The organism is Agrobacterium sp. rho-13.3, from assembly GCF_033957765.2.
GTDB lineage: Bacteria > Pseudomonadota > Alphaproteobacteria > Rhizobiales > Rhizobiaceae > Agrobacterium.
This window is the reverse complement of sequence record NZ_CP192774.1, coordinates 263,279-276,007: the sequence shown is the minus strand read 5'-3', so window position 1 is coordinate 276,007 and position 12,729 is coordinate 263,279. Positions and strand designations below refer to the sequence as shown.

Here is a 12,729-nt window from a genome sequence, read left to right as displayed (position 1 = left end):
TTGACGCGCAGTGGGAAAAGCGCGTGAACCCCTTGTTTTGGCAGAGACTAGAAAGGAAAAGTTGCGGCGGCAAGCAGGAAATGTTTGCAAAGTCAGTTTCAAACAATTGTGTTCACGACCTTTATTGAAAATCGAAAACGCTAAGCCCCGTTACCATTTCATCCAGACCCAGCGGACGCGTCAAAGGTGCCTCTGCTCGCGACAGACAGCCCTGCCTCTCACACAGCCGACAGGATGGGCCGATGGCGATGCTTGCGGCTCTCACACCGATCACATCACCGTAAACTGTCTCCTTCGCGTGCGAGGTTTCGCAGGCAACCATGACAGCCGTGCGACGGATGCGCTCCGCGAAACCGGCCTGTGGACCTTCCAGCGTGCGCGCGAGCGTCAGATACGCGCCGCCATCCGGCATTTCGACCTGCTCGACAAAAACATGTCCGGGTTGAGAAAAAGCGGCATGAACATTCAGCTTGGGACAGAGCCCGCCAAAGCGCGCTTGCGGAAAGCCCAGCGTACCGCTCTTGCGAAAACGATTTCCGGCATTGTCTATCTCCATCAAAAAGAAGGGGATGCCAGCGGCACCGGGGCGCGTCAGTGTCACGAGGCGGTTTGCCGCCTGTTCAAAGGACACGTTGAAGCGCCCACGGATAATATCGATGTCGTAACGGGCGCGCTGCGCCGCAGAAAGGTAGGCCGCATAGGGCATCATCACGGCATGTGCGGCGTATCGTGCAAGCTCGAAACGGGCGATGCGTTTTGCTTCTTCACTGGACAGTGCAAGGTCTTGCAGCTCGGCGCCGATTTCCTCCGTCAGCGCCAGAAGACAGGCCTCCATCGCCATTTCCCGCAACTGGTCCTGCTGCGACAGGCGCTCGGACAGGAACAACCGCATGGAATGCCGGTCGTATCGCCTGCGCAGGTTGGGCATGGCGTGGACCGGCATGGAGCGCACGACGATGCCGTGATTTTTCTGAAGCCAACCTCTCAGCGCACCAGCCAGATCATCTCCCGGTGCCAGCTTGGCATGGAAGGCTTCTGCTGCCGCATCCAGCTGCGCAAAATATGCAGGTCTGCGCTCGAAGACTTCCCGCACCTCGTCAATCGGCAGACGCGCTGCGGACAACGTGGTCTGGTGCCCCTCCCGCGCCAAAAGGTCGGAAAGATCGCTCAGCCGCTGCGCCTGTTCTTTATAGGCGCGGTAAAGCTTGGCAATGCCGCTTGCCGCATTCGGTGCGACTTCCGCCACGTCTACAAGCTCGTGGCCCGGCGGCACTTCACCGGCCAGCAGCGGGTCTGCGAAGACCTCGCGCAACTCGCTGGCAACACCATTGCTTTCGCCCTGCAAGTCATCCAGATCGACCTTATAAACCGACGCCAGTTTCAGCAGCAACTGAACCGTCAGCGGACGCTGGTTGCGCTCAATCAGATTGAGATAGGACGGCGAGATCGACAAAGCATCGGCCATAGCCGTCTGCGTTAGCCCCAGCCCGTTGCGCACGCGCCGAACACGCGGCCCCGCAAAAATCTTGCTTTCTGCCAAATCCACCTCCCTTTGACAAAATTAACACAGATGTCCTGTGCTTCTGCTTTTACAAAATTTACATTTTTACAAATCCACACTGTCAAAGACCATACAGCCTAACCTCTTTCAAGTCACTGATTTTCCTTTTTCTATGGCGCATCCGAACCATAAACTGTAAATTTAGTGACATGAGATTGCGCTTTTCGATGGAGTGAAGAAAAGCCAATTGTTTCCAGATCACACAAGGGAGAGAGATGTGACTGATTTTTACAAACTGGTTCCCGGCGCACCACAAGGCCGTTTCGATGGCGTTCAGCGCACCTATACGGCGGCAGACGTGCAGAAACTGCGTGGCTCTGTGGAAATCCGCCATTCGCTGGCGGAAATGGGCGCGAACCGGCTGTGGCAACTCATCAATGAGGAGAGCTACATCAATGCGCTTGGCGCTCTTTCCGGCAATCAGGCCATGCAGATGGTACGCGCTGGACTGAAGGCGATCTACCTTTCCGGCTGGCAGGTTGCGGCAGATGCCAACACCGCCTCGGCCATGTACCCGGACCAGTCGCTTTATCCCGCCAACGCCGCTCCGGAACTGGCAAAGCGCATCAACAAGACGTTGCAGCGCGCTGACCAGATCGAAACTGCCGAAGGCAATGGCCTGTCCGTCGATACGTGGTTTGCGCCCATCGTTGCGGATGCGGAGGCCGGTTTCGGAGGCCCGCTCAACGCCTTTGAAATCATGAAAGCCTTTATCGAGGCAGGTGCTGCGGGCGTTCATTATGAGGACCAGTTGGCGTCTGAAAAGAAGTGCGGCCATCTGGGCGGCAAGGTTCTGATCCCGACAGCGGCGCATATCCGCAATCTGACGGCGGCACGTCTTGCAGCAGACGTCATGGGCACACCCACGCTGGTCATCGCCCGCACCGATGCTGAAGCCGCCAAGCTTTTGACCTCAGACATCGACGAGCGCGATCAGCCGTTTGTGGATTATGAGGCAGGCCGCACGGTCGAGGGTTTTTATCAGGTCAAAAACGGGCTGGAACCCTGCATCGCCCGCGCCAATGCTTACGCGCCCTATTGCGATCTCATCTGGTGCGAGACATCCAAGCCGGATCTGGAGCAGGCGCGCAGGTTTGCGGAAGGCGTGCATAAGGTGCATCCCGGCAAGAAGCTGGCTTACAACTGCTCGCCATCCTTCAACTGGAAAAAACATCTGGATGACGCGACCATTGCCAAGTTCCAGCGCGAGCTAGGTGCCATGGGCTACAAGTTCCAGTTCATCACACTTGCCGGGTTCCACCAACTCAACTACGGCATGTTCGAACTGGCACGTGGGTATAAGGACCGGCAGATGGCCGCCTATTCGGAACTTCAGGAAGCGGAATTCGCAGCCGAAATCAACGGGTACACCGCAACCAAACATCAGCGCGAAGTCGGCACCGGCTATTTCGATGCGGTTTCCGTCGCCATTTCCGGCGGCACGTCATCGACCACGGCCATGAAAGAATCGACCGAACACGACCAGTTCCGCCCTGCTGCGGAGTAACGAGCATGTCGCGCAAAAGTGCGCAGCGGTTTTGCGATAACGACATGCGGCAAACAAAAACTTCCAATCCATTGAACGGAGGAAAAACAATGGCTTCGATTTCGAGAGTAAGAGAACGCACCGAGGAACAATCCTCTGCCATGACGCAGGAACAGCAAAGCGCCATCCGCATGCTGGCCAATGATCTGCACCGCCTCAATCAAGCGGTCATGAATGCGGTTGAAGCAGGCGTGTCGGTCGAACTCGTTCGCTCCGCCCGCCACCACGGCGGAGACGGCAACTGGGGAGACTTGATGATCCCGGTTATTGTCGCGCAGGGCAAGGCAGCTGCATGATCGCAGTCTCAAGCCGGACGGTTATGCCGTCTGGTTTACTGACCTGATCGGCGAGATCAGAACCACAGCACGAGGAAAGCAGCAAGAGCGCCAGCCGAAATCAGGCTCAGGCGGAAGGCATAAAGGGCATTGTCATTCGCGGTGCGGGCGATAGCGACGGCACTGGCGCGTTTTCTGGACATCATCATGAGCGGCTTCCTGACGAGAAACATAACCGTTCGATGCCGGGTTCCGGCGTCCAGCGGGACATCATGTGACAACTTTCGTTGTGCTGGCATTCGGTCAGCATGACTCCACGTCTCTTAACAAGGCCTTAAGAGATTGGTGCTTTACGCAGATTCTCCGCAGGCGTGACCGGATGCCCATGCCCACTGGAAATTATAGCCGCCAAGCCAGCCGGTCACGTCCACGCATTCGCCGACGAAATAAAGGCCCGGCACGTTTTTGGCCTGCATCGATTTGGAATCGAGATGGGTGGTATCGACGCCGCCCAAGGTCACCTCTGCGGTGCGATAGCCTTCAGAGCCGGACGGTTTGATCTGCCAGTCCTGGACGGCTGCGGCGAGTGCCGTGAGTGCCTTGTCGGAGAGATCGGCCAGATGGCTCGAGATGCCGGATTGCTCAACGATATGCTGCGCCAATCGCTTTGGCAAAATCTCGCCAAGTGCTGTTTGTGCGGATTGCCGGCCATTCGTCTTTTTGGCCGCTTTGAGATGCTCGACAATATCCAGATCAGGCTCGAGCTTCAGGCGGATGCTATCGCCCTCGCGCCAATAGGACGAGATTTGCAGGATGGAGGGGCCGCTCAGGCCGCGATGGGTGAAAAGCAGCGCTTCACGGAAGGACGTTTTGCCATGCGAAAGCTCGGCAGGCACGGCGACGCCGGAGAGAGGGGCGATCTTTTCCAGCTGCGTCGGCTCCAGCGTCAGCGGCACGAGACCGGGCCGCGTTTCCACGATGGGCAGGCCGAATTGCTCGGCGATGCGATAGGCAAAACCAGTCGCGCCCATTTTTGGAATGGATTTCCCACCTGTGGCGATGACGAGGCTTTCCGCTTCAATGACACCCGCCGAGGTCGTAACGCGATAACCGCCGGTTGGAATGGGCTCCACCGTGGAGATGTCCGTGGAGAGTTTCAATTTGGCGCCGACGGCCTTCATCTCCTCCAGCAGCAGGCGAATGATGTCCTTGGCGCTGTCGTCGCAGAAAAGCTGACCCAGCGCTTTTTCATGAAATGCGATGCGGTATTTTTCGACAAGGGCGATGAAATCCTTCGGCGTGTAGCGCGCCAAAGCCGATTTGGCGAAATGTGGATTGCTGGACAGGTAGTTCTTCGGCCCGGCATGGACATTGGTAAAGTTGCAGCGCCCACCGCCGGAAATGCGGATTTTCTCGCCTGGTGCCTTGGCATGATCCACCACGATGACGGAACGCCCACGCTGACCGGCGCGGATGGCGCACATCATTCCTGCCGCCCCTGCGCCCAATATCAGCACATTACATTTTTCCGTCATGGAATATCCCTAGTTTCCGTACACTTCCTCTTTTCGAAGTCAGGCTCGTTGTCAATGGCGCTTTCCCCTCTCGCCAATTATCAAAGTCTGTTTATGATGGCCCCATTCGCAACACACACCCGGTGATTTATGTCCCCCAAGAAAACCATGCTCCGTCCGAAAAAACCGGCAAACATGGCAAAAAAGATTCCCGTAGACGTTTCTTCGACACGCGGCTGCTCCTCCTGGCGGGAGGCGGCACAATGGCTGAAAGCACGCGGCATCGAGGATATTGAGTGCATTACCCCCGACCTTGCAGGCGTTCCACGCGGCAAGATGATGCCGACCTCGAAGTTCACGGGCGACACGTCGCTTGCCCTGCCGTCTGCGCTTTATCGCCACACGATTTCTGGCGAATATCCCGATGAGACCGCGAACTTCCGGTATGAGCCGCGCGATAGCGATCTGAAGCTGGTTCCAGACCTTTCCACGCTCTGCGTCGTGCCTTGGGAAAGCGATCCCACTGCGCAAGTCATCTGCGATGTGGTGGATCAGGAAGGCGCATTCGTTCCCTATACGCCGCGCAACGTTTTGAGAAACGTGCTTGATCTCTACAAGGAAAAGGGCTGGAAGCCGGTCGTAGCACCAGAAATCGAGTTCTATCTCGTTGCCATGAATGATGACCCGGATTACCCGCTGCACCCGCCAAAGGGTCGTTCCGGTCGGTCCATCGTCGGTGGGCAAAGCTATTCGATTGCCGGCATTAACGAATTCGACGAGTTGATCGACGATATTTATCATTTCTCGGAAAAGCAGGGTCTTGAGATCGACACCCTCATTCACGAGGAAGGTCCGGCCCAGCTTGAAATCAACCTGCGCCATGGCGATCCGATCGAGCTTGCCGATCAGGTTTTCCTGTTCAAACGCACCATTCGCGAAGCGGCGCTGAAGCATGGCATCTATGCCACCTTTATGGCAAAGCCCATGCAGGGCATGCCGGGTTCGGCCATGCACATTCACCAGTCGGTCGTGGATATCGAAACCGGGGCGAATGTGTTTTCCAACAAGGATGGCAGCCCTTCCAAGGAGTTCTTCTCCTTTGTGGGCGGTATGCAGCGTTATGTGCCGAATGCGCTGGTGATGCTAGCGCCTTACGTCAATTCCTATCGTCGCCTGACGCCGGACATGGCTTGCCCGGTCAACAATGCCTGGGGTTATGACAACCGGACCACCGCGTTCCGCGTGCCGATTTCCGGCCCGTCTGCTCGACGCGTTGAAAACCGCCTGCCCAGTTCCGATGCCAACCCTTACCTTGCCATCGCAGCCTCACTGGCCTGCGGCTGGCTCGGCATCATGAACAATATCGAACCGACCGAACCAACCTATGAAACCGCAAACGAAGGCTCCATCGAACTGCCACGCGGTTTGCTGGAAGCTGTGGCTCTGCTGGAAGGCGAACCGGAACTTGCGCGGGTATTTGGCACCGAATTCGTGGGTCTTTACTCGGGCCTGAAGCGCGGCGAGTTCGAGACTTTCATGCAGGTTATCAGCCCGTGGGAACGGGAATTCCTGCTGCTGAACGTATGAGGAACCGCGCATGACATGGCAAAGCCCGATAGCGCCGGGCATTTCCTGGTATCAGGACAGTGTTGGGGCAAGGCCGCAATATCCGGCGATGGATGGTTCACGCACGGTGGATGTCGCCATTATCGGCGGCGGCTTCACCGGGCTGCAAGCCGCATACACTCTGGCCAAGGCCGGCGTATCCGTGACGCTCATCGAGGGATATCGTTTCGGAGACGGTGCGTCTGGCCGCAATGGCGGGCAGTTCGGCACCGGCCAGCGGGCATGGCCGGATGATCTGGAAAAGGACATCGGCTTTGAGCATTCAAAAGCGCTGTTCGATATTGCGGAAAGTGCAAAGCACTACGTGCTGGACTTTGCCCGTGAACACGCCATCGACATGGATTTTCTGCCCGGACAACTGAACGTCCTGCACAAACAGAGTTACGAGAAGGACTACCGCAAAAGCGTCGAGGCCATGACCAGCCGCTACGGTTATAGCCAAGTCTCTTTTATGGAGAAGGCCGAAACGGCGGAACGGCTTGGCTCCGACCATTATCATTTCGGCGTTCGTGATACCGGCACCGGCCATATTCATCCGCTAAAGCTCATCATCGGGCTGGCCAAGGCAGCGCGGGATGCGGGTGCGCACATCTTTGAAATGACGCCTGCGACATCGATCAAACAGACCAGCGGCAAGACGCTGATCGAGACGTCATCCGGTACCATCACCGCCAATCGCGTGTTGATTGCGACCAATGCCTATATCGGCAATCTGGAGCCGGTGACGGCAGCCCACGTCATGCCCATCCGCTCCTTCATCGGCGCAACCATGCCGTTGGACGATTTTCCGGCCATCATTCCCGGAAAAGAAGCCGTTGCGGACAGTCGTTTCGTGGTGCGTTATTTCCGCAAGACGCCGGATAACCGCCTGCTGTTTGGCGGCCGCGAGGCCTACACGGCGGATTCGCCACGCGACATTTCCAAGCATATCCGCAAGCAGATTGCCGAAATCTATCCGGCCTTGCAGAACATCGAAATGACCCATGCCTGGGGTGGCTCCGTCGGCATAACGTTGAACCGGCAACCCTTCGTGCGTGAAGTCATGCCGGGCGTCCTGTCCATCGGCGGATATTCCGGCCATGGCGTGATGCTGTCCAATTATTGCGGTAAGCTTTATGCGGAAATGGTCATCAACAAGGAAAATGCACTTGAGCAGTTTTCCTCGCTGGATATACCGTCCTTTCCGGGTGGAGCAACGTTACGCGCACCGCTGCTGTTTCTGGCGCTTTCATGGTACGCATTGCGTGACAGGTTCTGATTGAGGCAGGCAAAGTAAATGCTTATAAAACATGCTCTAACAGAGCAGAAACAATGCCTTATCAGCAAAAATCATAATTTCGCACAACAAGTCTGGCATTTTTAAATCGATTAGATTATGGATGCCTCCAACACCTAAAGATCGAGAGAATCGGTATGAGCAGTCAAATCATTCCAGTCGAGCCCTTCGATTGCGTCGTCTTCGGCGGCACTGGCGATCTGGCAGAGCGCAAGCTTTTGCCAGCACTTTATCACCGTCAGGTGGAAAACCAGTTGTCCGAACCAACGCGCATTATTGGTGCTTCCCGTTCGGTAATGACCCATGACGAGTACCGCAAATTCGCGCAGGATGCCCTCAAGGAACACTTGAAGGCCGGCGAATATGACGATGCGCAGGTCGCGACATTCTGCGCCCGTCTGTTTTATATTCCGGTCGATGCAAAGTCCGACGGTGGTTGGGATCAGCTCAAGAAGCTGCTGGACGAAGGCAAGGACCGCATCCGCGCCTTTTATCTGGCCGTTGCCCCTGGCATTTTCGGCGATATCGCCTTCAAGATTCGCGACCACAAGCTGATCACCAAATCCACGCGTATCGTCGTGGAAAAGCCGATTGGCCGCGATCTGGCGTCTGCGCTGGAGCTCAACGACACGCTGGGCAACGTCTTCAAGGAAGAGCAGATATTCCGTATCGACCACTATCTCGGCAAGGAAACCGTGCAGAACTTGATGGTTCTGCGCTTCGCCAACGCGCTTTATGAGCCGTTGTGGAACTCCGCGCATATCGACCATGTACAGATTACCGTTGCTGAATCCGTTGGCCTCGAAGGCCGCGCTGGATATTACGACAAAGCCGGTGCGCTGCGCGATATGGTGCAGAACCATATTCTCCAGCTTTTGTGCCTCGTTGCCATGGAACCTCCATCTTCCATGAATGCAGAAGCGGTGCGCGATGAAAAGCTTAAGGTGCTGCGCGCCTTGAAGCCGATCAACGACAGCAATGTCGAGAAGAACACCGTTCGCGGTCAGTACCGTGCTGGCGCTTCTGCGGGTGGGCCGGTCAAGGGTTATCTGGAAGAGCTGGAAGGCGGCGTTTCCAACACAGAAACCTTCGTTGCCATCAAGGCAGAAATCGCCAACTGGCGCTGGGCAGGCGTGCCTTTCTACATTCGCACAGGCAAGCGCCTCGCGACCCGCGTTTCGGAAATCGTCGTGACCTTCAAACAAATTCCGCATTCGATTTTCGATGATGCGGCGGGCAAGGTTGAAGCCAACAAGCTGGTCATTCGCCTGCAACCGGATGAAGGCGTCAAACAATCGCTTCTCATCAAGGATCCAGGTCCGGGCGGAATGCGTCTTCGTCAGGTGTCGCTGGATATGAGCTTTGCGCAGGCGTTTGCCGTGCGTAGCCCGGATGCCTATGAACGCCTGTTGATGGACACCATCCGCTCCAATCAGACGCTGTTCATGCGCCGCGATGAAGTGGAAGCCGCATGGAAGTGGGTCGATCCTATCCTGAAAAGCTGGGAAACCGTGGGGCAGAACGTTCAGGGTTATACCTCTGGCACATGGGGTCCGAGCGGCGCGATTGCACTGATTGAACGTGATGGGCGCACCTGGCACGAAGCTGACTGAGGAGAAATGCAGATGGACGCACAGATGCATGTCTTCACAAATGGCCCGGAACTGGCGGAAAAGCTGGCAACGGATGTAGCCGAGCGTTTGAGCAGCGCGGTTGCGGAACGCGGAACGGCAAGCATTGCCGTTTCTGGCGGTTCCACACCGAAGGTGTTTTTTCAGGCGCTTTCAAAACATGAGCTGGACTGGAAAAACATCAGCGTGACGCTGGTGGACGAACGGTTCGTACCAGCGGATAATGACCGCTCGAACCACAAGCTGGTGGCTGATAATCTGCTGCAAAATGCTGCAAAGGACGCGTATTTCGTGCCTCTTTACCAGCCTTTCGCGGCGGTAGACGATGCGGCCACGCTGGCGACCGTCAAGACCGAAGCGATCTGCGATCCGTTCGACGTGGTTATTCTCGGCATGGGAACGGACGGCCATACGGCCTCGTTCTTCCCCGGCGGCGATAACCTCGAAGAAGCGCTCGACCTTGATGAGCCGCGTGCGGTTTTGCCGATGGTTGCCGAAACAGCGGGTGAAGACAGGCTGACGTTCAATCTTTCAGCCCTTCACGATGCAGTTTTTCTGGTGCTGCACATCGAAGGTGCGGCCAAGAAAGAGACGCTCGAAAAGGCGCAGGCCGATCTGGACGAGGAAGACATGCCCGTGCGCGCGGTGCTGAACCGGGCGGATTCGCAGGTGAATATTTACTGGGCACCTTAACCTCTCCCGCTTTGCGATGGAGATTTTGCTGAGTGCTTTAACAGCAACATGATCGTCGGCCCCGATGTTCCCGAACGGCGGCCGACGTTCAATAGAAGGACAGGATGAACGCCTATGGCTGCCGATTCACGCATTCAGGCTATCACAGCCCGTATCGTCGAACGCTCGAAACCGCGCCGTGAGATTTATCTCGAACGGCTCCGGCTTCAAGTCTCCAAGGGTGTGCATCGTTCGACACTGTCCTGCGGAAATCTTGCACACGGATTTGCCGTCTGTTCCCCCGCCGACAAGGATATTCTTGCCGGCGACCGGGTTCCCAATCTTGGCATCATCACTGCCTATAACGATATGCTGTCCGCCCACCAGCCCTATGAGACTTACCCCACGATCATTCGCGAAGCCGCAAAACAAGCGGGTGGTATCGCGCAGGTGGCAGGTGCGGTTCCCGCGATGTGCGATGGCGTAACGCAGGGCCAGCCGGGCATGGAGCTTTCGCTGTTTTCCCGCGATGCAATCGCTATGGCCGCCGGTATCGGTCTTTCGCACAATATGTTCGATTCAGCTGTTTACCTCGGCGTTTGCGACAAGATCATTCCCGGTCTCGTTATTGCAGCGCTGTCGTTTGGCCACCTGCCGGCCGTTTTCATTCCGGCTGGGCCGATGACCACAGGCCTGCCAAATGATGAAAAGTCGCGCATCCGCCAGCTCTATGCCGAAGGCAAGGTTGGCCGCGCCGAGTTGCTGGAAGCCGAGTCGAAATCCTATCACGGCCCCGGCACCTGCACCTTCTACGGCACCGCCAACTCCAACCAGATGCTGATGGAAATCATGGGTTTCCACATGCCCGGCACATCCTTCATCAACCCCAACACGCCACTGCGTGATGCGATGACCCGCGAGGCGACCAAACGGGCGCTGGCGATCACTGCGCAGGGCAACGAGTTTACGCCTGCGGGCGAAATGATCGATGAGCGTTCCGTGGTCAACGGCGTCGTTGGCCTGCACGCCACCGGCGGCTCCACCAACCACACCATGCACCTGATTGCCATGGCGCGTGCGGCGGGCATTATCCTGACATGGCAGGATATTTCCGACCTCTCCGACACGGTGCCGCTTCTGGCGCGCGTTTATCCGAACGGTCTTGCGGACGTGAACCACTTCCACGCGGCTGGGGGCATGGGCTTCCTGATCAAGCAGCTTCTGAAGCAGGGCTTCGTGCATGATGATGTGCGCACCGTGTTCGGCCACGGTCTTGAGGCATACACCATCGATGCAAAGCTGGGTGAAGAAGGCAATGTCGTTCGCAGCCCCTCGCCCGAGGAAAGCCATGACCCGAAGGTTCTGGCGCAGATCGAAACACCATTCCAGCCAACCGGCGGCCTGAAAATGCTGGTGGGAAATGTCGGCAAAGCGGTTATCAAGATTTCTGCCGTCAAGCCGGAACGCCACATCATCGAAGCCCCTGCCCTCGTCTTCCACGATCAGCAGGAACTTCAGGATGCGTTCAAGGATGGCAAGCTGAACCGCGATTTTATCGCTGTCGTGCGCTTCCAAGGTCCGAAGGCCTGTGGAATGCCGGAACTGCACCGCCTCACCCCGCCGCTCGGCGTGTTGCAGGACCGTGGTTTCAAGGTGGCGCTGGTGACCGACGGGCGCATGTCCGGTGCTTCAGGCAAGGTGCCTGCGGCAATTCACGTCACACCGGAAGCCTGCGATGGCGGACCGATCTCGCTCATCCGCGATGGCGATATCGTGCGGCTGGATGCCATTTCCGGCACGCTGGAAATTCTGGTGTCGGCAGCGGAGCTTTCCAAGCGTGAGCCTGCACGAGCAGACCTTTCGCACAATGAGTGGGGCATGGGCCGCGAGTTGTTCGCGCCGTTCCGCCGCAATGTCGGCACTGCCGACCATGGCGCGAGCGTCTTCCACTGAATGAGATAGACTGACAAAAAAGGCCGCGTTTCAAATGAAATGCGGCCTTTTTGTTTGAACAGTGGAATTACCAGCTGCGAATGTCGAGCTTGCGGTCGCGGTGCGCGGGATGCGTGCTGAACACGAAGATACGATCCATATCCTTCTGGGTCAGCAAGCGCAGAAAGCGGACCTGAATGGTGTTATTGGGATGCACCTTCATCAGCATACAACCGATCTTGGTGATGCGGGCATCGGGAATATCGAGATAGAATTGCTGTGGCAGGTTATATTGCGTCAGCAGCGCCAGAACGGCCTCGGATTGAGAAATCTTGATCACATCGCAACGCCGTGCCGCCATATTCATCACGGCTTTTTCAGTGTACTCGATGCGCGCTGCATTCATCGTATCTTCCATGCGGAACCGCGCTTCGCGGTCATACATGAAGGATTCTTCCCTGCTGAAATAGGTGGGTTTGCCGATGTCTGCGCGGACGTTCACTGGAGAAATCCTCTTTCCGTTTTTCAAGGAAAAAGACTAGCCAGAAGTCATTAAGAATTTCTCTCTGCGTTTCGATATGGAACACATGCGAAATCTGGCTGCGCATTTCGGCAGGGTTGTATCGATGGCATGGCACCATCATTGCCAAGCCTTTGTTATCTATCGATTTTAACGCGAATGAACAAGCAACGGAG

11 protein-coding genes are annotated in these 12,729 nt (G+C 56.7%); 7 read left to right on the top strand and 4 right to left on the bottom strand.

Annotated elements, in window-relative coordinates:
* Positions 1–121: 121 nt before the first annotated feature.
* A complete protein-coding gene (locus RMR16_RS01285) occupies positions 122–1,540 on the bottom strand; it encodes a helix-turn-helix domain-containing protein (RefSeq protein ID WP_320200886.1) in 1,419 nt (472 codons plus the stop codon).
* A gap of 238 nt (positions 1,541–1,778) precedes the next feature.
* On the opposite strand from RMR16_RS01285, the gene aceA reads away from it, so the two are divergent.
* Positions 1,779–3,068 carry an isocitrate lyase gene (gene aceA, locus RMR16_RS01280; protein WP_320200887.1) on the top strand — a complete coding sequence of 430 codons (1,290 nt, stop codon included), beginning with the start codon at positions 1,779–1,781 and terminating at the stop codon, positions 3,066–3,068.
* Positions 3,069–3,157: 89 nt separating this feature from the next.
* On the top strand, positions 3,158–3,403 hold the full coding sequence (locus tag RMR16_RS01275) for an SMc00767 family acetate metabolism repressor (RefSeq protein WP_320200888.1): 246 nt from the start codon (positions 3,158–3,160) through the stop codon (positions 3,401–3,403).
* Positions 3,404–3,459: 56 nt separating this feature from the next.
* Here RMR16_RS01275 and RMR16_RS01270 read toward each other — a convergent pair whose 3' ends face one another.
* Together RMR16_RS01270 and RMR16_RS01265 are read right to left on the bottom strand one after the other, a co-directional pair.
* Entirely contained in the window at positions 3,460–3,591 is a 132-nt protein-coding gene (locus RMR16_RS01270) for a hypothetical protein (RefSeq protein WP_320200889.1), read from the bottom strand.
* A gap of 141 nt (positions 3,592–3,732) precedes the next feature.
* Positions 3,733–4,917 (bottom strand): NAD(P)/FAD-dependent oxidoreductase, encoded by a 1,185-nt coding sequence (locus tag RMR16_RS01265; protein ID WP_320200890.1) that lies wholly within the window; start codon positions 4,915–4,917, stop codon positions 3,733–3,735.
* A gap of 129 nt (positions 4,918–5,046) precedes the next feature.
* On the opposite strand from RMR16_RS01265, the gene RMR16_RS01260 reads away from it, so the two are divergent.
* The 5 genes from RMR16_RS01260 (at position 5,047) to edd (ending at position 12,054) form a co-directional block, all read left to right on the top strand.
* Positions 5,047–6,483, top strand: a complete 1,437-nt coding sequence (locus RMR16_RS01260) for a glutamine synthetase family protein (RefSeq protein WP_320200891.1) — start codon at positions 5,047–5,049, stop codon at positions 6,481–6,483.
* 10 nt (positions 6,484–6,493) lie between these two features.
* Positions 6,494–7,780 (top strand): NAD(P)/FAD-dependent oxidoreductase, encoded by a 1,287-nt coding sequence (locus RMR16_RS01255; RefSeq protein ID WP_320200892.1) that lies wholly within the window; start codon positions 6,494–6,496, stop codon positions 7,778–7,780.
* A gap of 155 nt (positions 7,781–7,935) precedes the next feature.
* A complete protein-coding gene (gene zwf, locus RMR16_RS01250; protein WP_320200893.1) occupies positions 7,936–9,411 on the top strand; it encodes a glucose-6-phosphate dehydrogenase in 1,476 nt (491 codons plus the stop codon).
* Between the two features lie 12 nt (positions 9,412–9,423).
* Complete coding sequence (gene pgl, locus RMR16_RS01245) at positions 9,424–10,122, top strand: 6-phosphogluconolactonase (protein WP_320200894.1); 699 nt, start codon at positions 9,424–9,426, stop codon at positions 10,120–10,122.
* Positions 10,123–10,236: 114 nt separating this feature from the next.
* Complete coding sequence (gene edd / locus RMR16_RS01240) at positions 10,237–12,054, top strand: phosphogluconate dehydratase (RefSeq protein WP_320200895.1); 1,818 nt, start codon at positions 10,237–10,239, stop codon at positions 12,052–12,054.
* Positions 12,055–12,121: 67 nt separating this feature from the next.
* Here edd and RMR16_RS01235 read toward each other — a convergent pair whose 3' ends face one another.
* On the bottom strand, positions 12,122–12,478 hold the full coding sequence (locus tag RMR16_RS01235; protein ID WP_320200988.1) for a hypothetical protein: 357 nt from the start codon (positions 12,476–12,478) through the stop codon (positions 12,122–12,124).
* Between the last annotated feature and the right edge of the window lie 251 nt (positions 12,479–12,729).

Excerpts from the sequence above, each read along its gene's own strand:
- RMR16_RS01275 (WP_320200888.1), top strand. The coding sequence starts at position 3,158 with ATGGCTTCGATTTCGAGAGTAAGAGAACGCACCGAGGAACAATCCTCT.
- zwf (WP_320200893.1), top strand. The coding sequence starts at position 7,936 with ATGAGCAGTCAAATCATTCCAGTCGAGCCCTTCGATTGCGTCGTCTTC.
- RMR16_RS01255 (WP_320200892.1), top strand. The coding sequence starts at position 6,494 with ATGACATGGCAAAGCCCGATAGCGCCGGGCATTTCCTGGTATCAGGAC.
- pgl (WP_320200894.1), top strand. The coding sequence starts at position 9,424 with ATGGACGCACAGATGCATGTCTTCACAAATGGCCCGGAACTGGCGGAA.
- RMR16_RS01235 (WP_320200988.1), bottom strand. The coding sequence starts at position 12,478 with ATGTATGACCGCGAAGCGCGGTTCCGCATGGAAGATACGATGAATGCA.
- RMR16_RS01260 (WP_320200891.1), top strand. The coding sequence starts at position 5,047 with ATGTCCCCCAAGAAAACCATGCTCCGTCCGAAAAAACCGGCAAACATG.
- RMR16_RS01265 (WP_320200890.1), bottom strand. The coding sequence starts at position 4,917 with ATGACGGAAAAATGTAATGTGCTGATATTGGGCGCAGGGGCGGCAGGA.
- RMR16_RS01270 (WP_320200889.1), bottom strand. The coding sequence starts at position 3,591 with ATGATGATGTCCAGAAAACGCGCCAGTGCCGTCGCTATCGCCCGCACC.
- edd (WP_320200895.1), top strand. The coding sequence starts at position 10,237 with ATGGCTGCCGATTCACGCATTCAGGCTATCACAGCCCGTATCGTCGAA.